Origin of the sequence: Pseudoalteromonas sp. OOF1S-7 (genome assembly GCF_022347765.1) — a bacterium.
Classification (GTDB): Bacteria; Pseudomonadota; Gammaproteobacteria; order Enterobacterales; family Alteromonadaceae; genus Pseudoalteromonas.
In genome coordinates, this window is record NZ_JAKRFZ010000027.1 from 16,112 (window position 1) to 39,598 (window position 23,487).

Here is a 23,487-nt window from a genome sequence, read left to right on the forward strand (position 1 = left end):
AACTAATTACTAACCAAAGAGGTAATAGATTATGGGAATCTTTTCACGTTTTGCTGATATTGTTAATTCTAATATCAATGCGATTCTGGATAAAGCGGAAGATCCAGAAAAAATGGTCCGTTTGATCATTCAGGAAATGGAAGACACCTTGGTTGAAGTACGTTCGACGTCGGCAAAAACGCTGGCTGAGAAAAAAGAACTGGAGCGTCGTGTTGAACAGCTACGCACTCAGGCCCACGACTGGCAGCAAAAAGCGGAACTCGCATTGACCAAAGATCGTGAAGATCTGGCACGAGCGGCCTTGCTGGAAAAGCAAAAGGCCACGGACGCTGCAGACAGTGTGACACAGGAGCTGGCACACGTTGAGTCACACATTGAAAAACTGCAACAGGAAGTTACCACTTTGCAGGAAAAACTGGCCGACGCTAAGGCGCGTCAAAAAGCCATTGTACTGCGTCAGCGTTCAGCCGAATCTCGTCTGGATGTGAAAAAGGCGCTGGATAGCAGTAAAGTCGAAGATGCACTGAATCGGTTTGAGCGTTATGAAAGCAAAATTGATGGACTGGAATCTCAGGTTGAATCGTACGATTTAGGCAAGAAATCACTGGCGGATGAAATTGCTGATCTGCAAAAAAATGAAAAAGTAGACGACGAGCTTGCGGCATTGAAGAAAAAACTGGCCGATAAGTGAATTTGACTGCACCTGCTGTTAAGGTAGGTGCAATAATGAAAAGAACAACATGCCCAGGTTAGACAGGAGAGGAATATGTTTGATGCAGAGATTTTAGTCGCCCCGATCATTATTTTTATGATTGTCGTGGCACCGCTATGGTTGATCCTGCACTATCGTAGCAAAAAGCAGGTCAGTCAGGGGCTGAGCGAACACGAGCACCGCCAGCTGGTAGAATTGGCACACAAAGCAGAGAAGATGGCACAACGCGTTGAAACGCTGGAGGCCCTGCTTGACCAAGAGTCACCTGAATGGAGACGCAAAGTATGAGTAAACGTAGACGAGAATTATACCGCGACCCGAAAAGGGGCAAATTAGCGGGGGTGTGCGCGGGGCTGAGCGACTACTTTGACATGGAGCTTTGGCTGGTCAGGATCTTGTTCGTGACTGCGGTGTTGTTATCCGGTGGCCCGCTGTTTATTGTAGTCTATATCGCCTGTTGGTTTATTTTGGATAAAAAAGCTGAGGCATCACAAACGCAGGGTGCAGACAGCAGCTATGCAAGCAAAGACGAAGACCCAGTCTCGGTCAAGTTTAAAGTCTGGCAAAAAGGTGAGCCGCCGCGCCAGGCCCTGTTTGACCTGAAAGATCGTTTGACACGCCTGGATGGCCGCATCCAGCATATGGAGACGTATGTTACTTCGAGCGAGTACACGGTAAAGCGCGAGATCAATAAACTTTAGCCAGAGTGAATGACAGCTATGCAAAGGGGGCGCTGCCCAGGCCTCGGCAGCCCTGTTACCTTTGCTGACAGTATAAGGAATATGTGCCTTTATGAGTGTATCAGGTCTGACTGCCAGGGCGCTGCAAAAGCTCCAGCAAACCACCCACAAAACCCTCACCCGAAGTCTGGACAGGCATGTCAAACTGGCTGTGACTGGATTCAGCGGTAGTGGTAAAACGGCCTTTATTACGGCTCTGGTTAAGCATTTAACCACTCAGGCGACGGCGCAGAACCTGCCTTTTTTTGAAGTAGTGCGTGAGCAGCGACTGGTCGCCTGTAAACAGGTGCCACAAAGCGCATTAGATATTCCCAGTTTTGAATACCAAAATGCGGTGCAACATTTACTGGCTGAACCGCCCAGCTGGCCGCCCTCTACGCAGCGGATCAACACCCTGACACTGGCACTGAAGTTTCGCTCGACGCAGGGGGTGAGACAGCACCTTAGTGACACTCACACCGTTTACCTGGAGCTGATCGATTATCCAGGTGAATGGCTGATGGACCTGCCAATGCTGAACCAGGATTTTGCCAGCTGGAGCGAGCAACAGCTCAGGCGCCTGGCTCAGCCGGATTATGCGCATATTAGTGCACCTTTTTTGCAGCAACTGGCCAAGTTTGATGCTACGGCTGCAGTTGATGAAAGTGAGCTGGCTGCGCTGGCGAATTGTTATGCGGATGTACTTAAGCAACTCAAGGCGAAAACCCGCTTGGCACGGTTGCAGCCGGGCCGTATGTTGATCCCCGGTGAGCTTGAAGGGGCGCCAATTTTACAGTTTTTTCCGGTATCCGGGTTGGACGCTGTGCCCGAGCAGAGTCAGTATCATCATCTTGAACAGCGTTTTGAGGCCTATAAAAAGCAAGTGATCACGCCTTTTTATCGTGAGCACTTTTGCCGCTTTGACCGTCAGCTGGTGCTGGTGGACCTGCTCAGCGCACTCAACGACGGCCATACCACGCTAACAGAGACCCAGGCTGCGTTAAGTGATACGCTGGCGATGTTCCGCCATGGTAAAAGCGGCCTGCTGGCCCGTTTGTTTCGTCCCAGCATAGACAAGGTGTTATTTGCGGCCAATAAGTGTGACAGCGTGGCGCTGGCCGATCAGGATAAGCTAACCCGTTTATTACATGCTCTGCTGTTGCCCAGCGAAAACGAACTCAGGTTCTCAGGCGTGGAAATCGATACCATGGCAATTTCATCGGTGAAGAGTACTCAGCCGAAGCAGTTGACCGAGCAGGGTAAGACCTTGTCCTGCATTTATGGCAAGCCGGTGGGGGAATCGAATTATATCAGCTATCTGCCGCCGATCCCGCCCGAGCATCTGCCCAGCGCGCAGCAATGGCCCGGGCAAGGGTATGAGTTCTTATCTTTTGAGCCTTATCCGGCTTACCAGGGGCAAATCGAACATATCCGGCTCGACCATGTATTACAGTTTTTACTGGGAGACAAACTATTATGAGTGAGCCAACGCAGTCACCCCATGGCCGACGAGTTCGGGTAGAGGCGGCCCCACAGGCCGCTCAGTCAACCACTGAGCCTGAGCAGCAACAGGCCCGGCGCGTTGAACAGGGCACAGGGCGGGCAAGTATAAGTGCATCAGATGAGCGCGAGCAGACGCTTGATGCACAGTTGCAAGCGATCCCCATGGAGCCAGTTGTACAACCACACAGAGCCACTCTGAGCTGGCGTAAATTATTGCTGCTGGGTTTGGCTGTGCTGATCCCGGTAGAAATGATTCTGACACTGCTGGATGCACTTAATCGCAGCTGGGTTCTGGCCGGATTATATGGACTGGTGATTGTGAGTGCGCTGGTTGTGCTGGCTAAGTTCTGTTGGTCAGAAGTACGTGCCCTTGGCAGACTAAAAAAGCTGGAACAGCAACGCGCCGGGGCACAAAGGTTGTTAAGTAGTAACCAAATTGGCGAAGCACAAACCTGGTTAAAGCCGCTCCTCAAGCAGCATGATAAGCAACAGGTCAGTCAGTTTATGGCGACCTTACAACCCCATTTTACCGACCGGGAAGTTCTGGCACTGTACGACAAAACCTTACTACAGGAACTGGATGAACGGGCCCGGCAACTCATCGCACAGTTTGCCAGTACCTCCGCACTAATGGTGGCGATTAGCCCCATGGCCATTACTGATATGCTGGCTGTGTTGTGGCGAGGGGTGGTGCTGATAGAAAAGATAAGCCAGTTGTACGGAATTAAATTGGGTTATCGCAGCCGTATTGAGCTTTATCGTTTACTACTTAAACAGATCATTTTTGTCGGTGCCAGTGAGCTGTTGAGCGATCTGGCAGCCACCAGCCTGGGCGCTGAGCTACTGGGTAAGCTGTCAGCGCGTTCGGCGCAGGGTCTCAGCGCTGGCGTTTTCACAGCCCGCCTTGGTTACAAAGCGATGTCTCTATGTCGACCCATTCCCGTCAGTAAGCCTGCCGCAGGTTACTTATCGCAGACTGCACGTAAACTGGCAAACCTGTTAATACGGCAATCTTCCGGCGGATCGGAGGAGGCGGTTAAAAAGTAGTTTGTAAGTGTTTACTGTTGTTATTTTGTTTGTTCTTACTGGTTTTTTATTTTTCTTCTCTTTCTTGTGACAACTTATGTGTACACCCGGGTTAATTTAACCGGCCCGGGTTAGCCATCTGCGCGTCCGGCACGCTTGTACATTTTTGCGCCATGGAATATCTAATTGGTATTCGTCCGAATAACAAAAATAGGTAAGCAATGAAGAAGCTACATGATCAGACCAATTGTATCCATGGTCCCAACCACTTTAATGACCCACATGGTGCCCTGACAGCGCCTCTGTATCAGAGTTCGACGTTCAAGTTCAAAGATGCAGCTCAAGGCGCGGCGCGTTTTGCTGGTGAAGAAGCTGGCTATATCTATACCCGTCTTGGTAACCCGACAACCCGGGAGCTGGAAGAGAAGCTGGCCCAGCTCGAAGAAATGGAAGATGCAGCAGCGACGGCGACCGGTATGGGGGCGGTATCAGCTTCTGTGCTGAGCTTTCTGCAGCAGGGTGACCACTTGATCGCATCCAAGGCACTGTATGGGTGCAGTTTTGCCTTATTTGCGCATATGCTGCCCAAGTTTGGCATTGAGGTGACCTTTGTCGATATGACAGACTCGCAGGCGCTGGCCGATGCGCTGCAGCCAAATAGTAAGATGTTATTTGCTGAAACGCCGATCAATCCCAATATGACGGTACTGGATTTGGTCATGCTGGGGCAGTTTGCTCAGCAACACAAGTTGATCAGTGTCATCGACAATACCTTTATGACGCCGTTACTGCAAAAACCCAAGCACTATGGCATTGATATTGTGATCCACAGCGCAACAAAATACCTCAATGGTCATGGCGACGTTGTGGCTGGTATTGTTTGCGGCAGTGCAGAACACATTGAGACTATCAAACTTACTGTACTGAAGGACATTGGGGCAACGATTAGCCCGCACGATGCCTGGTTGATCAATCGAGGCCTCAGAACTTTACACTTGCGTGTTGCAAGGCACTGTGAAAATGCGCAAAAAGTGGCGGAGTTTCTCGATAGCCACCCTAAGGTTGATACCGTTTATTATCCGGGTTTGCCAGCGCACCCGGGGTACCGTTTCCTTGGTGAGCAAATGAAAGGTGCCGGGGGCGTGATTGCATTTGAAATCAAAGGCGGGGTGAGCGAAGGCGAGAAGTTTATTAATGCGACCGAGCTGTGCACTCTGGCGGTCAGCTTGGGCGACCCGGAAACCTTGATCCAGCATCCAGCATCAATGACGCACTCTCCTTATACCAGGGAAGAACGTCTGGCTGCAGGGATTTCTGATGGCCTGATCCGTATTTCTGTCGGACTTGAGGCTGTGGAGGATATTATCGAAGACCTGGAAAATGCATTTGCTTGTATATAGATGTTTACGGTTGTATCCTCTGTGATGCCCTTTAAATAAGGGGTGTATTATTTTGTTGCTAATCATGTAAGATAAACTGTACAAAATTACCCTTTCTGGCCGGGCCGATTTCAGGTCTGGCTATTAAACTTTTCCTCACTTTTACATAGTATCCGGGTAACACTTTGACGCGTTGTTTTTCTTCAAATACGGCGCATTACCAAGAAGGTTACTATGGCTAAATCGAGTAAATACACGTCTAAACAGCCCAACGAGCAGGGCCTGATCGAATGGACAGAAGAAGAAAATCAGATCTGGTCTGAACTGGTTGCCAGACAGCTAGAGTGCATTAAAGGCAAAGCGTGTGATGAGTACCTCGAAGGCCTGCGAAAAATCAATTTACCCCACGACCGTATCCCACAGCTACACGAGCTGAACGAGGTACTGGAGCGTGAGACGGGCTGGCAGGTAGCGCCAGTACCAGCATTGATCGACTTTGATGAGTTTTTCCGCCTGCTTGCTAACAAGCAGTTCCCGGTTGCGACTTTTATCCGAAGCAGAGAGGAATTCGACTATCTGCAGGAGCCGGATATCTTCCACGAAATTTTTGGTCACTGTGCGATGCTGACTAACCCGGCGTTTGCGGAATTTACGCATAAGTACGGTCAACTGGGCTATGCCGCAGAGAAAAAAGACCGCGTGTATCTGGCCCGTCTGTACTGGTTTACCGTTGAGTTTGGTCTGATGCAGACCAAAGATGGCCTGCGCATTTATGGCGGCGGGATCTTATCAAGCCCGGGTGAAACTCAATACGTTTACAGCGGCGAGCCTCAGATCAACCCGTTAGAAGTACTTGATGTACTGCGCACACCATATCGAATTGATATTATGCAGCCTTTGTACTACACCATTAACGCCATTGACGATTTGTTTGATATCTCACAAATGGATATTATGGCGCAGGTACGTAAGGCCAAAGAACTGGGTCTGTTTGAGCCTAAGTTCCCACCTAAAAACAAACTAGCAAGTTAAGGATTTATTGATGTCTGATTTAAGTGCACAAAAATGTGAAGCGTGTCGTGCGGATGCGCCTAAAGTGTCAGATGCCGAATTAGCTGAACTGATCAAGCTGATCCCGGATTGGGTGCCAGAAGTACGTGACGGCATTATGCAGCTTGAGCGTGTTTACAAGTTTAAGAACTTTAAGCAAGCCATTGCATTCACCAACAAAGTAGGTGATATGGCAGAAGATGAAGGTCACCACCCGGGTCTGTTGACTGAGTGGGGCAAAGTGACAGTAACCTGGTGGAGCCACTCTATCAAAGGCCTGCACAAAAACGACTTTATCTGTGCGGCGAAAACCGACGAGATCTTTGCTGCACTGTAAGTGCCGGGCAAAATAAAAAGGCGCATCAGCGCCTTTTTTAATGTCTGCTACCCGCTCAACTTTTGCTAATGCGTTAACGTCGGGCCTGATACCACCTGGGCGTCCCGTTCCAGATGCGCCAACTCATCAATCAGCTCCAGCAACTCCGGCTCAATATAATCAAAGTCACGGGATTGTTTTAAGGCCGTTTCCAGCGTTTCGGCAAGGTTCTTGAGCGTCGGCACACCGGTATAACAGCAGGCGCCATGAAACTTGTGGATCACCGTCAGCAGCGTTTGGGTATCTTCCTGTTGCGCCGACTCACTCAGCTGGCTGAGGGTTTCGGGGACACTTTGCAACAACATATCCAGCATCTCCAGGGCCAGCTCCGGTTTATTGCCTGCGCGTTGCAGGGCCAGCTCCCAGTCCAGCAAGTGGCTTTCAAACGGGGCAATGCTGGCCACCTGAGGCTGTTGTGCTTTTTGCTTCTCCGGAGGTAATGAGGGGCTATGGTCACATATGATCTGACGCAGCATGTCTTCATCGATGGGCTTAGTCATATAGCCGTTAAAGCCATCTTTGATCAATTGCTCCTTCTCGCCTGTCAGCGCGTGTGCTGTTACCGCGATGATAGGGGTATCATCATTCAGTGAAGATTCTTTAATCGTTCTGCACGCGGTGATGCCATCCATGATCGGCATCTGAATATCCATAAAGATCAGGTCGTACTTTTGTGACTTACATAAACTCACCGCCTGCGCACCATTGTGGGCCGTATCTATGGTATCGACCTGCTCTTCCAGCAAGGTATAAAGCAGTTTTAAATTGGCATCATTGTCATCGGCTATCAGCACTTTGAGCGGCAGGTGCGCTAAGTCTGTGTCGTCAATTGATACGCTGGGATGATCCAAGCGGTAAGGCGCTGCCAGCATATCGCACAGTTTTCTGTGGTGCATAGGTTTGCTGATACAGGCATCGGCACCACTGCCAATTAATGATTCGCGCATATTATGAGAAATGGTATTGACCATCAGGTACAGATAATCGGCCATCTCTCTGGCCTGGGTAATATAGGCCTTCACGGTTTGCATATCATCCACCGTTGCCATATTGCCGATCAGGCAGATGTCATACTTAAACTCCTGCTCCAGGGCGGCAAAGAAAGTCTCTTCATTTTTACAGCAGGTGACCTGCATTGCCCAATCCTCAAGTTGAGCCTGAACAGCGTTGCGGGTGTGCTCTTGCGGCTCAAAGTACAGCACGCGTTTGTTTTCCAGCGGCTTGGTCGGCAGGTCGTCGTCAAATAAACGGCTTGGCAGATTAAAAATGGCATTAAAGGTAAAGCACGAGCCACTGCCAGGCGCAGAGTTCAGCGTGATGCGGCCACTCATGGCTTCGACAATATGTTTGGTGATGATTAAGCCAAGGCCCGTGCCGCCGAATTTGCGGGTTATGCTGGAGTCGGCCTGAGCAAATGGTGTAAATAAGGTATCTTGTTTTTCTTGCGCAATGCCCAGTCCGGTATCACTGACTGAGATTAGCAGCGAGGTTTGGCTGTCGCCTTTGAGGCGGTGGCTGATATCGACCTTCACTGAGCCCTTTTCAGTGAACTTGATGGCATTGCTGATCAGATTGATCAGCACCTGTTTAAAGCGTGTCGGGTCGCCCACCAGGTTGTCCGGTACCTGGCGATTAATCGCAATCGACAGTTCCAGTTGTTTTTCATAGGCGCTCGGGGCAAGCAGCGTCATCACTTCATTGACTGCATCTCTGAGCTGGAACTGTATACTTTCCAGCTCCATGGCGCCGGCTTCAAGCTTCGAAAAGTCGAGAATATCACTGATGATGGTCAGCAGGCTGTTGGCCGACAGCTCTATGGTATCTAAGTAGTCTTTCTGGTGCTTATTAAGGGGCGTTTTATAGAGCTGGCGGGTAAAGCCAATCACGCCGTTGAGCGGGGTTCTGAGTTCGTGACTCATCTTAGCGAGGAAGTCGGATTTTACCCGGTTGGCCACCTGGGCTTCTTTTTTCGCAATATTCAGCTGGATATTCTGGGTTTCGTACTGCTCCAGCGTTTCCCGGTAATCGCTGGTGGCCTGATCTATGTGCTTTTGCATTTCATCGCGTTGCAGCACCATTTTTTCACTGATGGTGATCAGACCTTCACGGAGCAAGTCGAATTCGCCCTGCATGGGCTGATCGACGCCAATTTTGGTTTTGCCTTCGAGTAGTTTGTCCGTGGCCAGCAGCAAGTGAGACAGCGGCGTTGAAAACATCCGGCTGAGCCGTGTCGAGACAAAGGCACTCAGCAACAACGCCACCATAATAATGGCGCCACTGAACAGCAGCGCTTGCTGCTGGCCAATGATGGCCTGATCTTTACTGAGCTCTATCATGAGCAATGCGGTGGTCCGGGTATGGGCATTTTGCCAGTCGGAGGCGGGCTGTTGTTGTTGCTGTTTTACAGGGGCAAAAATAATGTATCTGTCGAGGTACTGAACGATTTCAGTGGCATGTAATTCAGTGACATTACCTCGATAATGCAACTGATTAAAATCATTGTGATAGTTACTGGTCAACAGCAATTGATTGTCTTCATTAAACAGCGCGATGCTATTGACGAAATTGCCATGCTGGTTGTGGGTGGTGGTGATCACCCGATGTAATCTGGCTTTATCTCGTTCAGCCAGGGGTTGTTCCACTGTCATTGCCAGGGTGTTGGCCAGGCTGGTGCCTTGTTGCTTGAGGATTTGTTCAAGCTCAACGTAACGATTTATAGTAAAATAACCGCCAAGTACCAGGCCGATTAACACCGTTGGGATCAGGGTCAACACTAAAACGCTGTCGCGCAAACTCAATTTAGACATAAATTGGATGTAAAACAGTAAGTAGTCTGAGTCCTAGAGTATCGAGTTAACAGGTGTTTAGCAATCTTATAGGGGCGGCAATATGGCACAAATATTTCGTGCTGGAAAATCTTCTAAACAACGTAGTAAGCAAGTTGAGACAGTTGAGCTGACAATCGACTCGCTGGATCATCAGGGGCGCGGTGTTTGCAGACACCAGGGAAAAGTCGGCTTTGTGGATGGTGCACTGCGTTCCGAGCGGGTTAAAGCACGTATAAAGACACAAAAAAGTCGTGTTTTCGAAGCGCAAACCGTCAAGGTGCTGGAGGCAAGTGAGGAGCGGGTTACGCCGTTTTGCGATTACTATCAACAATGTGGTGGCTGCTCGTTACAGCATCTGGATGCCAGTGCGCAGCTGGTGCACAAGCAGCAGGCGGTGTCGGCCTTATTTGACAAATTCGCCAAAGCAACTGAGTTGCCCTGGCAGGCGTCACTGACAGGGCCCGATCGTCATTATCGCCGCGCAGGGCGCATTGCCTGCATCTATGACAAACAAAATAACCAGCTCAGACTAGGGTTTCGCTCCGCCGGGTCAAAGAAAATTATTGAAATTGATCACTGTGCGGTCATGGTTGATGCCTTTGCTGGTGGCTTTGAGGCGCTGCGCCGGGCGCTGAGCGCCCACCCTGAGCTGCGCAGTGTCAGTCATATCCAGTTTTGTGCCGCAGATAATGGTGCGTTTGTGTTGCTGCGTCATACCCGGGTGATTAGCTCACAGGTTAAAGCACAATTTGCAGAGCGCCTTGCGGGGCAAAACTGGCAGCTTGTCTGGGATGATGGCAAGTCTCAGCCACAATATGCGCTGTTGCCTGCTTATGAAAGCGCCGGCGTGACGTTTGCGTTTAAGCTCGACAACTTTATTCAGGTGAACCGAGATATTAATGAACAAATGCTGCAAAGGGCACTCGAGTGGCTGGATTTGAAGGGCAGGGAACAGGTTCTGGACCTGTTTTGTGGCATAGGCAACTTCTCCTTATTGCTGGCAAAATACGCAAACAAGGTGGTTGCGGTAGAAGGGGTGGCTGAGTCGGTTGCAATGGCACGGCAAAATGCGCACACTAACCACATCGACACGGTCAGTTTTCATCAGTTTGACCTCACTCAGCCCCTGACGACGGCGAACTGGTTTCATGCGGCGCTGGATGTGCTGGTGTTAGACCCCTCACGCACCGGGGCGTACGAGATATTACGCCAGTTGCCGTTGACGCAATTTAAACAGGTTTTATATGTGTCCTGCGATCCGGTGACCATGGCCAGAGATGCGGCATTGCTACTGGAAGCGGGCTTTGTGGTCGATAAAGTGTGTTTAATGAATATGTTCCCGCACACAGGACATATAGAAACCATGGCGTTGTTCCAAAGGAGGTAGTCATATGGTTGCGACTCGCCAGTCTCATCAATCCGGTCTTCCGGCTGACTTTCATGCCCGGCTTGGGTTACTGAATTTATCGCAGGAAAAGCGCGACCGGCTGGATCAGGTGTATGCTTTATGTCCGCAAGATGAGGCGACCACCACTTTGGCCAAAGCCATTGAAATGGTTGAGATCCTGGCAGAGCTGAACTTCGATTCGGAGTCGCTGGCCGGGGCTTTTCTGACGCCTTACTTCCTGTCCGGACAAATTGAGATCGACGCCATTGAAGAGGCACAGGGCGAAAATGTTGCCCTGTTACTCAAGGGCGTTGAACAGATGGCTTCCATCAGTACGTTGGCCCATCAGGGCAAGGGCAGTCTGCAGATAGACAAAATCCGGCGCATGCTACTGGCCATGGTAGAAGATGTCCGTGCTGTGGTGATCAAACTGGCGGAGCAGATCTGCTATTTGCGCGCCGTTAAAAATGCCTCTGAGGAAGAGCGGGTTGTGGCAGCCAAAGCCACGGCCAATATTTTTGCCCCACTGGCCAACCGGCTGGGGATCGGGCAGCTCAAGTGGGAGCTCGAAGATCTTTCATTTCGCTATTTGCACCCAAAAACCTACAAGAGCATTGCCAAGCAACTGTCGGATAAACGCCTGGACCGTGAAGCCTATATGGCCAATATGGTCGAGCTGGTGCAGAGCAAGCTCAAAGAGGCGGGCATTGAGGCCGAAGTGTATGGCCGCCCAAAACACATTTACAGCATCTACAAAAAAATGGTGCAAAAGAATTACGAGTTTGACCAGCTCTTTGATATCCGGGCAATGCGGGTGGTAGTCAATGAAATTCAGGACTGCTACGGCGCACTGGGCATAGTACACACTAACTGGCGCCATCTGCACAAAGAGTTCGACGATTATGTCGCTACACCAAAGCAGAACGGCTATCAGTCTATTCACACTGTGGTGTTTGGTCCTGAAGGCAAAACCGTTGAGATCCAGATCCGCACTCAGGCCATGCACCAGGATGCCGAGCTGGGCGTGGCGGCGCACTGGATGTATAAAGAAGGGGCGTTGCCGGGTCGTGGTTCAGGGTATGAACAAAAGATAAGCTGGCTGAGAAAACTGCTGCAATGGCAAGAAGAAGTGGTCGATGGCAGCGAGCTGGCCGAAGAACTGAAAAACCAGGTTGTAGAAGACAGGGTGTATGTCTTTACCCCCAAAGGCGATATTTTTGACTTGCCACTGGGGGCCACGCCACTGGATTTTGCCTACTACATTCATTCCAATGTCGGGCATCGCTGCATCGGTGCCAAGGTATTTGGCAAAATTGTGCCCTTTACCCATAAGCTATCAACCGGCGATCAGGTTGAGATACTGACCCAGAAAAACCCGTCACCAAGCCGTGACTGGCTCAGCCCGTCGCTGGGCTATGTACACTCATCCAGAGCACGCAGCAAGATCCATCACTGGTTTAAGCAGCAGGACAGAGATAAAAACCTGCAGGCGGGTAAAGAAATTCTGGACGGTCATCTGCAAAAGCTTGACCTGACTTACAAAGATCTCGACTCCGCCATTGAGCGCTTTAATTTTAAAGAGCTCGACGATTTAATGGTGGCCATTGGTGCCGGTGATATTCGCATCAATCAGTTTCTGAATTATGTTCAGGACAAGCCAGAGCCGATGCCTAAGCTCAAAATGAGCACGCCGAAAAAGCACAAAGGCGATAGCAATGGCATTGTGGTTGAAGGCGTTGGCAATCTGATGAGCCATGTTGCCAAGTGTTGTCAGCCGGTTCCGGGGGATGAGATTGTCGGTTATATCACGCAAGGGCGGGGCATTGCCGTGCATCGTGCCGATTGTGATTCCTTTGCCCATATTTGTGAGCAGCACCCGGAACGGGAAATTGCCGTCAGCTGGTCAGACGATGTGCGTGCCTGTTATGCCGTGACCTTGCATATTGAGGCCAATGACCGCCACGGCCTGATCCGCGATATCAGTTCGGTGCTGGCCAACGAAAAGCTCAATGTGATGAATATGAACGTCAATACGCAGGATGACAAGCACATTGCCATTTTCACCATGAAACTTGAAGTGGGCGACTTATCTGCGATGAACCGTTTGCTGACCAAACTGATGCAAATAGAAGGCGTATTTGAAGCCCGGAGACAACACTGACTATGAGTGCCCCATTGCAGCAATTACTGGAGATTATGGCCACCCTGCGTGACCCGCAAAAGGGTTGCGCCTGGGATCAACAACAAACCTTTGAAACCATAGTGCCCCACACACTGGAAGAAGCCTACGAGGTGGCCGACAGCATAGAGCAGCAAGACTTTGTCGGGCTCAAAGATGAGTTGAGCGATTTATTGTTTCAGGTGATCTTTTATGCTCAGCTGGGCAAAGAAGCCGGGTTATTTGAATTTGACGACATAGTAACAGGGCTTAATGATAAGCTGGTACGCCGTCATCCTCATGTCTTTGACACTCCTAATAGCACGTTGAGCGATGCTGAATTAAATGCGCAGTGGCAGGCAATTAAAGACCAGGAACGCGCAGCGACGCCCGCGCGGTTTGGCGATGACGTACCACTGAATTTACCGGCTCTGTCACGGGCAGCAAAAATCCAAAAGCGTGCCGCCGCGCTGGGCTTTGACTGGCCGACTTACCAGGGCGCACTGGACAAAGTCGCCGAAGAAGTCACAGAAGTCAGTGAGGCACTCAGTTCGGACCCGCATTCTGAACATAGTGCGGAGGAGCTTGGCGATTTGCTGTTTGCCACCGTGAATGTGGCACGTCACATCAAACGCGACCCGGAGCAGCTTTTGCGCCGTGCCAGTGATAAATTTATCGCCCGCTTTAGTGCCATCGAGGGCATTCTGGCGGAGCGGGAAATTGCCTTGCCGGACGCCAGCCTGGCGCAAATGGATGACGCCTGGGAGGAAATCAAGCGACGCCAGCGTTCAGGTGAGAATAATTAAAGGGGTGATTTTTCGCTGGATTGCCCCCTGCGCTTTTGCTATACTATTGCCCCGTCTTGATTCTTATTTAAATTCCAATTTTCCTGATATTCTAGGGTTCGCATGAGTACAAAATTTATCTTCGTAACGGGCGGAGTTGTTTCCTCCTTGGGTAAAGGTATTGCAGCTGCTTCATTGGCTGCGATATTAGAAGCGCGTGGTTTAAACGTCACTATCCTTAAGCTGGATCCTTATATCAATGTTGACCCTGGCACAATGAGCCCGATCCAACATGGTGAAGTCTTTGTGACGGAAGACGGCGCAGAAACCGACCTGGACTTAGGTCACTACGAGCGTTTCATTCGCACCAAAATGACCAGCCGCAACAACTTCACGCAGGGCCGTGTTTTTGAAGATGTACTGCGTCGTGAGCGTAAAGGTGAATACCTGGGCGCAACCATTCAGGTGATCCCACACATCACCAACGATATCAAACGTCGAGTCCTGGAAGGGGCTGAAGGCCATGATATCGCGATTGTTGAAATCGGCGGTACTGTGGGTGACATTGAGTCACAACCTTTCCTTGAAGCCATTCGTCAGCTGGGTACGGAGCTGGGCCGTGAGCACGCTTTGTTTATGCACCTGACCCTAGTGCCTTTCCTGGGCGCAGCAGGCGAAGTAAAAACCAAGCCCACTCAGCACTCGGTGAAAGAGTTACGTTCAATTGGTATTCAGCCGGATATCCTGGTGTGTCGTTCAAACTGCAAACTGCCAGCCAATGAGCGCGCTAAAATTGCGCTGTTCACCAATGTAGAAGAAAAAGCGGTTATCTCATTACAAGACGTAGACAGCATCTACAAGATCCCGGCGCTGCTTAAATCTCAGGAGCTGGATAACCTGGTATGTCGTCGTTTCTACCTGGATGTGCCAGAAGCAGACTTGTCTGAATGGGAACAGGTGTTATATCAGGAGTCAAACCCGACGGGTGAAGTAACCATTGGTATGGTTGGTAAGTACATTGAATTACCGGATGCCTACAAGTCGGTCAACGAAGCACTTAAGCACGCAGGTTTGAAAAATCGCGTGACCGTGAATATCGAGTACGTTGATTCACAGGACATCGAGAGTAAAGGCACTGAGCTGCTGAACCACCTGGACGCAATTTTGGTGCCAGGCGGCTTTGGTAATCGGGGGGTTGAAGGTAAGATTTTGGCGGCCAAGTACGCACGTGAAAACAAAGTACCTTACCTGGGTATCTGTTTAGGTATGCAGGTTGCCCTGATTGAATACGCACGTAACGTGGCGGGTCTGGAAGGCGCTAACTCAACTGAGTTCGATACCAAATCTCCCCATCCGGTTGTGGGTCTGATCACTGAGTGGCTAGATGCTGATGGTAACGTTGAAACCCGTACTGAAGAGTCGGACTTAGGTGGTACGATGCGCCTGGGTGCTCAGCTGTGTCACCTTAAAGAAGGCTCAAAAGTACGCGACGTATACGGTAATGCCGAGATCACCGAACGTCACCGTCACCGCTACGAGGTAAACAACCACTACGTTGAGCGTCTAGAGCAGGCAGGTCTGGCCTTCACGGGGCTGTCGGAAGACAAGAAACTGGTTGAGATCATCGAAAACAAAGATCACCCCTGGTTTATTGCGGCTCAGTTCCACCCTGAGTTTACGTCAACGCCACGCGATGGCCACCCGCTGTTCGAAGGGTTCGTTGCAGCTGCGTTTAGCTACCAAAAAGCTGATTCTTAATGATGAAAAGCCGTGCCTCAGTGCACGGCTTTTTTAATCGCCGTAACACACCGTATTGCTATGTAACTGCAACAAGCGGGTATATAGCAATGCGAAAGCAGACACACAACACACTCACCACTTTGGGAAAAGAGGAATCAAGATGTCAAAAATCGTAAAAGTGATTGGCCGTGAAGTTATGGACTCACGTGGTAACCCTACCGTTGAAGCCGATGTACATTTAGAGTCGGGCGCATGGGGCCGCGCATGTGCACCATCAGGTGCATCAACAGGAACTCGCGAAGCACTTGAATTACGTGACGGAGATAAAGCTCGTTACCTGGGTAAAGGTGTACTGACCGCGGTAAACTATGTTAACAACGAAATCGCAGCAGCCCTGAACGGACACAATGCCCTTGAACAACGTGCAATTGACCAGCTGATGCTGGACCTGGATGGTACTGAAAACAAAGAAAAGCTGGGTGCTAACGCGATTCTGGCTGTGTCTTTGGCAACGGCTAAAGCAGCAGCGCAAGAAAAAGGCGTGGCGCTGTACGAGCACATTGCAGACATCAACGGTACAGCAGGCCAGTACTCTATGCCTGTGCCTATGATGAACATCCTGAACGGCGGCGAGCACGCTGACAACAACGTTGATATCCAGGAGTTCATGGTTCAGCCTGTGGGTGCGAAAAGCTTCCGTGAAGCACTGCGCATGGGCGCAGAAATCTTCCACAGCCTGAAGAAAGTATTGAAATCACGCGGCCTGAACACGGCGGTAGGTGATGAAGGTGGTTTTGCTCCAGATCTTAAGTCAAACGAAGAAGCGCTGGAAGTGATCGTTGAAGCGGTTGCAGCTGCAGGCTATGAAATGAACAAAGACGTCACACTGGCACTGGACTGTGCGGCTTCTGAGTTCTACAAAGACGGCAAATACGACCTGCAGGGCGAAGGTAAAGCGTTTGACTCTGAAGGTTTTGCTGGCTTCTTGGCAGACCTGGCTGCACGTTATCCAATCGTGTCTATCGAAGATGGTCTGGACGAAAGCGACTGGGCTGGCTGGAAGATCCTGACCGATAAAATTGGTGACAAAGTACAGCTGGTGGGTGATGACCTGTTCGTTACTAACACTAAGATCCTTAAGCGTGGTATCGATGAGCAGATCGGTAACTCTATCCTGATCAAGTTCAACCAAATTGGTTCACTGTCTGAAACTCTCGACGCAATCAAGATGGCTCAGGATGCAGGCTTCACTGCGGTTATCTCTCACCGCTCAGGCGAAACAGAAGACGCAACCATTGCGGATTTAGCTGTAGGTACTGCAGCTGGTCAAATTAAGACGGGTTCACTGTGCCGTTCAGACCGTGTTGCCAAGTACAACCAGTTGCTACGCATTGAAGAAGCGCTGGGCGACAAGGCTATCTACAAAGGTCGTAGCGAGATCAAAGGTCAGTAATCCATATTATCTGACTGAAAACCGCGCTATGAGCGCGGTTTTTTTATGCCTTTCATGTAAAAAATTAACGCTGATTTAGCAATGTGACATACAGTGCAGCATTTGATTTTTGTTTCTTTAATGAAAACAGTATAATACTTCCATTATTAACTTTGGAGTAGGCTCTGGTTGTAAACTCAATTAACAGGCCTAATCTCAAAAAAGGAACCTTAACAATGATCAAGTATTTCAGCGCATGCCTTTTGCTCGGCGCGCTTTCATTTGGATATTCTGCAACCGCAAATGCGGCCGAAGCTGTTTGTACGGCTAAAGTAAGCAGCGTTCAGTTGGATCCGGGTAGTCGGTTACTAGTTTCCATGACCAACTGGAATGGATATAGTGGTGGGGTAAAAGATTCAGGTATTTGTCATTTAAATGGCAGCCAAAGTGAATACTGTCAGGGCATCTACAGTGCTTTATTGGTGGCGCTGACTACTCAGCAGGAGGTTTCATTTTGGTTTAAAGACACCACAACTTGCCCAACAGGCAGGTGGATATCCTTAGATAAACTAGGTATGAAAAAGTTTGCGCTGAATAAATAACAGTGAGGTAACGTAGAGAATCGCAGCTCTGTGATATTACCCCACAAACTGTTCAGCTAATATGCCCTGTGTAAATTGCATTTTCAGGTAAAACCCGCGTGGCAGGGTTTTTATGAGCTTGCCCTGAGGGCCAATGGCGTCGGTCAATGCTTTGCTGTTGGCTGCTTTTGGCCTTATCTGCATCACTTCACCCAGTTTGCCACTGATCTCATCCACTCGTCCCAGCGCAATTAATTCAATTTGTTCTTCCCAGTCCCGTTGCAACTGCTGTTCCTGAAGGGCGTTTGGCTGCCATAAGAAACCTGTCCCTATGGTGCGATCAACCGGGGCGATGTCTCGCTCCGCTAAAATCGGCAGCCACAATACATGACTGAGCTTTTTCTTGACTGTGCTGTCTTGCCAGCGCAAACCTGTCAGGTTGGTCAGAGGTACTACAGACACATAGGTGGTTTCCAGCGGTTTACCATTAAAGCCAATCGGTAAGGTTTTCAGTTCGACACCGATAAATTCAAAATCAGGTACGGGTTTCGAACCTGCGCTGGCGCCGAGTACATACTCAATCAGCTGACCGGGCCAGCCTTTTTCCCGGCTCAGATCCTGTGGGGTTTTAAAATGAAATTGTGCCGCCAGCTCTCCCAGCGTTTGTCCGGCGATGACATCTACACGGGTCATAAGTTCGGCAATTGAGAGGGGCGGGGTTGGTTTTTGCACGGTCTGGCTCGCCATTGTCTGATTGGACCCGTATGGTAACAAAAATAAATTGATAATGTGGATGAAAACTGGTTTGTGTGTTTTTTGTACGTTAACGTTGTGGGTTACTCTTTAAGCGGTGACTTTCTTACTCTTTATATTTAATTTTATGATTTATATGAGCTTTTTGAATTTTGCTCCACATAATTAAAAGGTAAAAGCAGCCCGGTATTGGATAAATACAAGTATATAAACATAATTATCCACAGATTCTGTGGAGAAAATGCAGATTTCATCGTGTTATTGTGGATTTGTCTGTAAAATCATCATGAATAATTAAACTTATGCACAAGTTGTGGGTAAGTTGCGTAAAAGCGGGAATTAAATTTGCCCAGTGCCCTGAGTTGTGGAACAATCAAAATCATATCAAACAAATATACGAGGCACTTAAGGTGATTGATGCCGAAGGATTTCGTGCCAATGTAGGAATTGTTATTTGTAACAATCAGGGGCAGGTATTTTGGGCGCGACGCTATGGCCAGCATTCATGGCAGTTTCCGCAAGGTGGCGTCGATGAAGGTGAAACACCCGAGCAGACCATGTACCGTGAACTGCATGAAGAAGTTGGGCTGCGGCCGGAAGATGTAGAAATTGTTGCCAGCTCAAAACATTGGTTACGCTATAAACTGCCAAAGCGGCTGATCCGCAAAGACTCCAGTCCCGTGTGTATTGGCCAGAAGCAAAAATGGTTTTTGCTGAAACTCAAGTGCAAAGATGAAGATGTAGACTTAATGCGCACGCATCATCCTGAATTTGACGACTGGCGTTGGGTGAGTTACTGGTATCCCGTGCGTCAGGTTGTGTCCTTTAAACGGGATGTCTATCGCCGGGTGATGAAAGAGTTCGCGCCTTTTGCGATGCCCTTTAATCGCAAAGAACATTCGCATAAAGATCACTGGCGGCGTCGTTAATCCGTGCAAAGTATCGTCACCAGTGTTAAATGTGGTCAACAGAAAGAGTAAATAAGCAGTACAGAGCGATTTCTACCAATTTAGGAGTCAGGTGTGTTAGCAACATTACGAACCATCGCGGAGGTGGTCTCTCAGCAGGATAACCTCGAAACGGCTTTATCTCGCTTTGTGATGATGGTTAAGGAGGCAATGCACACCGAGTGTTGTTCTGTTTACTTTGCCGATTATAGTCAGGACAACTTCGTGTTGATGGCCAGCGATGGTCTCAATCCGGATGCGGTTGGCCGGTTTCGGGTTGGCTTCACAGAGGGTTTGGTTGGACTGGTTGCCCAGCGTGAAGAGCCAATCAACATTGCCCACGCGCAGAGTCACCCCAGGTTTAAATTACACGCCGAAGTACATGAAGAAGGCTATAATGCCTTTTTGTCGGTCCCCGTCGTGCATCAACGTAAAGTGCTGGGCGTGATAGTGGTTCAACAGCGTGATGAACGGGTGTTCAGTCATGATGAAGAGTCTTTTCTCATTACATTGTCTGCGCAGCTTGCCTCACAGCTTGCGCAGGTTGAGTTACAGTCCGTCCTGAAGCAAGACGCTTCCAGTCATAAAACGTCGGTGCTCAAAGGCGTTGCCAGTGCCCCCGGTATAGCGCTGGGGGAAGCTTTTGTGGTGATCCCTAAGCTCGACTTTGCCAGCATTGAGTCTCAGCAGTGCGAGCAAGTCCATCAGCAGCGACAGCTGTTTCAGCAAGCCGTTGCCGCCACCCGACAAGAATTTCATGTACTGAAAAATACCCTCAGTGACTCGTTGCCCAAAGAAGCGCTGGCGGTATTCGAAGTTTATCAGCAGCTTCTGGATGCGCGCAGCCTGGGCCAGCGTGTTGAGCAACAGCTGGAGCAGGGATGGAACGCAAAATCTGCATTAAAGCATGTGATTATTGAGTTGGTGACGCAGTTTGAAGCCATGTCCGATCCCTATATCCGTGAACGCGCGGTCGATGTCAGAGATTTAGGGATCAGGGTATTACATCACCTGGTCAGCACTGAGAGCATGGTGAAAAGCCACCCGGATAACACCATTTTAATTGCCAACGAGTTGACCCCGGCGATGCTGGCCGAAGTACCTAAAGATAAGCTCAAAGGGGTCATCAGTGTTCATGGGTCAGCGAACTCACACGCTTCGATTCTGACCCGGGCAATGGGGATCCCCGCTATCTGGGGGATTGAAGATATTCCTTTGTTGCAGTTCGATGGCAAAGATATGATCCTCGATGCCTATGCGGGGCGCGTTTATATTTCGCCTTCTGAGGTTTTGCGCAACGAGTATTCCGCGCTGAAGCTTAAAGAAGGCCAGCTACATGATAAATTTGAGGCTGAACACCACTTAGCGTCTGTCACCGCAGATGGTGAGCGGATCAGCCTGTTGCTGAATGCGGGTCTGGATCTGTCTACTGAACACCTCAGTGCTAAATACTGTGACGGTGTAGGCCTTTATCGCACTGAAGCCTGGTTTATGCAACGTGGACAGTTCCCGTCTCAGGCCGAGCAGGAAAACTGGTATCGTGACGTGCTGGCGCGCTATCATCCAGAACCAGTCGTTATGCGTACTCTGGACATCGGCGGCGATAAAGTGCTGGACTATTTTAATATCAGTGAAGATAACCCCTTCCTTGGCTGGCGTGGGATACGGGTCACGCTCGACCATCCTGAGCTGTTCTTAGATCAACTCAAGGCCATGCTCAAGGCCAATGCGGGCCTGGGTAACTTGCGGATCATGTTGCCTATGGTCAGTCACACTGAGGAAGTGGATGAAGCATTGGCGCTGCTGGAGCAGGCATATTTCGAGTTGCAGGAGGAATGGGCCGATCAGTTTTATACTATCGATAAACCCGACATCGGGGTGATGCTGGAAGTACCATCCAGTATTTTTTTACTGCCGGAATGGGCCGACAAAGTTGATTTTTGCTCGGTAGGCAGTAATGACTTAACACAATACTTATTAGCGGTAGACCGGGCTAATGCGCAGGTGGCTGAGTTGTTCGAACCCTATCACCCCAGCGTGCTACGGGTGCTAAAGAAAATAGCTGACGACTGCCAGCAGCTGGAGCTGCCGTTTAGTTTGTGTGGTGAACTGGGTGGTGAGCCCCAAGGTGCAATTTTACTGGTTGCAATGGGATTTCGTCGTCTTAGTATGAACATTTCCTCATTAAATAAAATAAAGTGGACTTTGCGCAGGCTGGCGGTCAAAGATATGGAAACTCTGCTTAAGCAGTGTCTTGCGGCATCCAGCGCCAAACAGGTTCACAGACTGTTGCGTGAGTTTCTGATAGCGCAAGGCCTTAGTGAACTGCTTTACACCAAAAGTGATACGGCCTGAACCGTGACTGGAGGCCTGCGCACAGATACGCTACTATAACGCGCCCATAATAATAAGAGTGTCTTTATGACAATCAGTGTGCTACTCATTTTAAGCTGCGCCTTGCTTGGCTGCATTGTCGGTTTTCTTGCCGGATTACTTGGCATCGGCGGAGGCTTGATCATTGTGCCTGTACTGTCGGCAATCTTACTGTACTTTGAAGTGCTGGCCGATGAGCCTGTTATTGTTGTTGCTATTGCAACGTCACTGGCATCAATTCTATTTACGTCAACTTCCTCTGCGCTGGCTCACCACCGAAATCATAATGTGCCCTGGGAGATTGCTCCCTGGGTGATGACGGGTGTGGCTGTTGGTGCGTTGATCAGTGGGTTTATGGTCGCGCTGATCCCGGTGCACTGGGTAAAGTGGACGTTTGTCATTTCGGTGTTGTTAATAGCTGCTAAAATGGTGTTCAGCACACGCACAAGCGCCCCGAAAAAGCCACGTGAACTGCCATCAGGTCCTGTGCTTACTGCTATCACCACGTTGATGGGGGCACTGTCTGCCATGATTGGCATAGGTGGTGGCGTGCTGATTGTCCCGCTGCTGAGCTACTTCGGCGTGGATATGCGCAAGGCAATCGGTTGTGCGGCGGTCAGTGGGATCGTTATTGCTTTGTTTGGCTCCGTGGGATACATAGTGTCGGGTGGTCAGATATTGAAATTAACCGACGGTTTTGCTGGTTTTGTGTATTTACCAGCATTATTTGGTATTGTGCTGACATCCTGGTTTGTTGCTCCTGTCGGAGCTAAAGCAACGCACTACCTGCCGGTGCCAGTGATTAAGAAAGTGTTCGCGTTACTGCTCGTGGTGATTGCGGGAAAAATGTTATTTTATTGAGGGAAAGCGATGGCTTTGCAGTTTCCAGAAATCGATCCAATCATTTTTTCGATTGGACCCCTAAGTGTACGCTGGTATGGCGTGATGTATCTGATAGGTTTTGCGTTTGCCATGTGGTGGGCAAACAAAGAGGCCGACAAACCTAATTCGGGCTGGACCAAAGATGAAGTCAGTGACTTGCTATTTTATGGCATGCTGGGAGTCATTCTGGGCGGGCGTATTGGTTACGTATTGTTTTACCAGTTTAATCATTTCCTTGAAAATCCGATGTACCTATTACGTATCGACCAGGGTGGCATGTCATTCCATGGCGGCGCACTGGGTGTCATTGCAGGTATTTTTATTTTTGCCTGGCGATTCAAAAAGTCACCTCTGACAGTTGGCGACTTTGTGGTGCCTATGGTCCCAGTGGGCCTGCTGGCAGGACGTATTGGTAACTTCATTAATGGTGAATTATGGGGTCGCCCAACAGACGTGCCCTGGGCTGTGGTTTTCCCGACAGGTGGTCCGCTTGCACGTCATCCGTCACAACTCTACGAAGCCTTTTTGGAAGGACTGGTGTTGTTTATCATGTTGATTTGGTATCGCAAACAGCCGCGCCCTGCTGGCAGTGTTGCTGGTTTGTTCCTGGTTGGCTACGGCACTTTCCGTTTTATCGTTGAGTACTTCCGTGAACCGGATGCCCATATTGGTTTGTATGCCGGCATGATTTCTCAGGGTCAGATCTTGTCCTTACCTATGATGATTGGTGGCCTTGGCTTGATGATCTGGAGCCACAAGCGTACGGCGACTGCACGCGCGTAAACCTCAGGGGGACCCTAATCTCAGGGTCCCGTTTTGCCCGCCAATAAATCCCGTCGTGAATTAGTTACCCCAG

The 23,487-nt window shown here is 49.7% G+C and carries 20 protein-coding genes; 18 read left to right on the forward strand and 2 right to left on the reverse strand.

Translation table 11 applies throughout. The features are described 5' to 3' along the window. Positions 1-31: 31 nt before the first annotated feature. The 8 genes from pspA to MHN33_RS23000 all read left to right on the forward strand — a co-directional run bounded on the left by pspA (position 32) and on the right by MHN33_RS23000 (position 6,726). A complete protein-coding gene (pspA, locus tag MHN33_RS22965) occupies positions 32-691 on the forward strand; it encodes a phage shock protein PspA (protein ID WP_046003469.1) in 660 nt (219 codons plus the stop codon). A gap of 75 nt (positions 692-766) precedes the next feature. Next, entirely contained in the window at positions 767-1,000 is a 234-nt protein-coding gene (gene pspB / locus MHN33_RS22970) for an envelope stress response membrane protein PspB (protein ID WP_010386732.1), read from the forward strand. Further along, a complete protein-coding gene (pspC, locus tag MHN33_RS22975) occupies positions 997-1,413 on the forward strand; it encodes an envelope stress response membrane protein PspC (RefSeq protein WP_239401721.1) in 417 nt (138 codons plus the stop codon). Before pspB ends, pspC begins: the two co-directional genes overlap by 4 nt. 91 nt (positions 1,414-1,504) lie before the next feature. Beyond that, entirely contained in the window at positions 1,505-2,911 is a 1,407-nt protein-coding gene (locus MHN33_RS22980) for a YcjX family protein (protein ID WP_239401723.1), read from the forward strand. Continuing rightward, the gene (locus MHN33_RS22985) at positions 2,908-3,981 is read left to right on the forward strand and encodes a TIGR01620 family protein (protein ID WP_239401725.1); all 1,074 of its coding nucleotides are present in this window, start codon (positions 2,908-2,910) and stop codon (positions 3,979-3,981) included. The genes MHN33_RS22980 and MHN33_RS22985 overlap by 4 nt, the downstream gene beginning before the upstream one ends. A 200-nt stretch (positions 3,982-4,181) precedes the next feature. Further along, complete coding sequence (locus MHN33_RS22990; RefSeq protein ID WP_239401727.1) at positions 4,182-5,360, forward strand: aminotransferase class I/II-fold pyridoxal phosphate-dependent enzyme; 1,179 nt, start codon at positions 4,182-4,184, stop codon at positions 5,358-5,360. A 213-nt stretch (positions 5,361-5,573) separates the two neighbouring features. Continuing rightward, positions 5,574-6,371 carry a phenylalanine 4-monooxygenase gene (phhA, locus tag MHN33_RS22995; protein ID WP_239401729.1) on the forward strand — a complete coding sequence of 266 codons (798 nt, stop codon included), beginning with the start codon at positions 5,574-5,576 and terminating at the stop codon, positions 6,369-6,371. A gap of 10 nt (positions 6,372-6,381) precedes the next feature. Next, the gene (locus MHN33_RS23000) at positions 6,382-6,726 is read left to right on the forward strand and encodes a 4a-hydroxytetrahydrobiopterin dehydratase (protein WP_010386740.1); all 345 of its coding nucleotides are present in this window, start codon (positions 6,382-6,384) and stop codon (positions 6,724-6,726) included. A gap of 65 nt (positions 6,727-6,791) precedes the next feature. On the opposite strand, the gene barA is transcribed toward MHN33_RS23000, so the two are convergent. Beyond that, positions 6,792-9,572: a two-component sensor histidine kinase BarA gene (barA, locus tag MHN33_RS23005; protein ID WP_239401731.1), complete on the reverse strand. Its 2,781-nt coding sequence runs from the start codon at positions 9,570-9,572 to the stop codon at positions 6,792-6,794. 82 nt (positions 9,573-9,654) lie between these two features. Here barA and rlmD point away from each other — a divergent pair, with 82 nt between their 5' ends. The 6 genes from rlmD (at position 9,655) to MHN33_RS23035 (ending at position 17,697) form a co-directional block, all read left to right on the forward strand. Next, on the forward strand, positions 9,655-10,980 hold the full coding sequence (gene rlmD / locus MHN33_RS23010) for a 23S rRNA (uracil(1939)-C(5))-methyltransferase RlmD (protein ID WP_239401733.1): 1,326 nt from the start codon (positions 9,655-9,657) through the stop codon (positions 10,978-10,980). 4 nt (positions 10,981-10,984) lie between these two features. Next, a complete protein-coding gene (gene relA, locus MHN33_RS23015; RefSeq protein ID WP_125783596.1) occupies positions 10,985-13,141 on the forward strand; it encodes a GTP diphosphokinase in 2,157 nt (718 codons plus the stop codon). A 2-nt stretch (positions 13,142-13,143) separates the two neighbouring features. After that, a complete protein-coding gene (mazG, locus tag MHN33_RS23020) occupies positions 13,144-13,944 on the forward strand; it encodes a nucleoside triphosphate pyrophosphohydrolase (protein WP_239401735.1) in 801 nt (266 codons plus the stop codon). A gap of 102 nt (positions 13,945-14,046) precedes the next feature. Beyond that, on the forward strand, positions 14,047-15,681 hold the full coding sequence (locus tag MHN33_RS23025) for a CTP synthase (protein ID WP_239401737.1): 1,635 nt from the start codon (positions 14,047-14,049) through the stop codon (positions 15,679-15,681). Between the two features lie 142 nt (positions 15,682-15,823). Beyond that, positions 15,824-17,116: a phosphopyruvate hydratase gene (eno, locus tag MHN33_RS23030; RefSeq protein ID WP_046003480.1), complete on the forward strand. Its 1,293-nt coding sequence runs from the start codon at positions 15,824-15,826 to the stop codon at positions 17,114-17,116. Between the two features lie 215 nt (positions 17,117-17,331). Next, positions 17,332-17,697 (forward strand): hypothetical protein, encoded by a 366-nt coding sequence (locus tag MHN33_RS23035; RefSeq protein ID WP_239401739.1) that lies wholly within the window; start codon positions 17,332-17,334, stop codon positions 17,695-17,697. Positions 17,698-17,733: 36 nt separating this feature from the next. Here MHN33_RS23035 and mutH read toward each other — a convergent pair whose 3' ends face one another. Next, positions 17,734-18,423 (reverse strand): DNA mismatch repair endonuclease MutH, encoded by a 690-nt coding sequence (gene mutH / locus MHN33_RS23040; protein ID WP_239401741.1) that lies wholly within the window; start codon positions 18,421-18,423, stop codon positions 17,734-17,736. A gap of 416 nt (positions 18,424-18,839) precedes the next feature. Between mutH and rppH the strand changes: the two genes are divergently transcribed. The 4 genes from rppH to lgt all read left to right on the forward strand — a co-directional run bounded on the left by rppH (position 18,840) and on the right by lgt (position 23,414). Further along, a complete protein-coding gene (gene rppH / locus MHN33_RS23045; protein WP_054017354.1) occupies positions 18,840-19,358 on the forward strand; it encodes an RNA pyrophosphohydrolase in 519 nt (172 codons plus the stop codon). Positions 19,359-19,451: 93 nt separating this feature from the next. Next, on the forward strand, positions 19,452-21,731 hold the full coding sequence (gene ptsP / locus MHN33_RS23050) for a phosphoenolpyruvate--protein phosphotransferase (RefSeq protein ID WP_239401743.1): 2,280 nt from the start codon (positions 19,452-19,454) through the stop codon (positions 21,729-21,731). Positions 21,732-21,797: 66 nt separating this feature from the next. Next, the gene (locus MHN33_RS23055) at positions 21,798-22,610 is read left to right on the forward strand and encodes a sulfite exporter TauE/SafE family protein (protein ID WP_239401745.1); all 813 of its coding nucleotides are present in this window, start codon (positions 21,798-21,800) and stop codon (positions 22,608-22,610) included. A gap of 9 nt (positions 22,611-22,619) precedes the next feature. Further along, a complete protein-coding gene (lgt, locus tag MHN33_RS23060; RefSeq protein WP_239401747.1) occupies positions 22,620-23,414 on the forward strand; it encodes a prolipoprotein diacylglyceryl transferase in 795 nt (264 codons plus the stop codon). Positions 23,415-23,487 lie beyond the last annotated feature (73 nt).